At 66.6% G+C, this 302-nt stretch carries 1 pseudogene; it reads right to left on the bottom strand.

The window, feature by feature from the left end:
• Window positions 1-182: pseudogene (locus ACSNOK_RS33730) on the bottom strand (hypothetical protein); the annotation flags it as partial.
• Window positions 183-302 lie beyond the last annotated feature (120 nt).

The raw sequence follows: 302 nt of genomic DNA on the forward strand, positions 1-302 counted from the left end.
GAGTAGCCGTTCGCCCTGAAGTTGCCGGTCATCGTGGAGAACTGGCCGCTCTTGCCGGCGAAGCCGTGCACGAAGACGACGGGCTCGGAGACGTTGGCCTGTGCGGCGGTCGAGGTGAGCGGTACGACCAGCACGGCGGCCAACAGGGCGCACAGTGAGGGCAGGACATGACGCAGGCGCATCTGGACTCCTGTCGGGCAAGCAGTGGGGGCTGCTGTGTGGGAGGTTTCAGGGAGCGCGCGTCCCGCGTCGGAAGCAGGCCGGTGTGCTTCGGACGACGTCAGGTTACTCACACGTAGCCT

It is taken from the genome of Streptomyces sp. URMC 126 (assembly GCF_051386555.1).
Classification (GTDB): Bacteria; Actinomycetota; Actinomycetes; order Streptomycetales; family Streptomycetaceae; genus Streptomyces.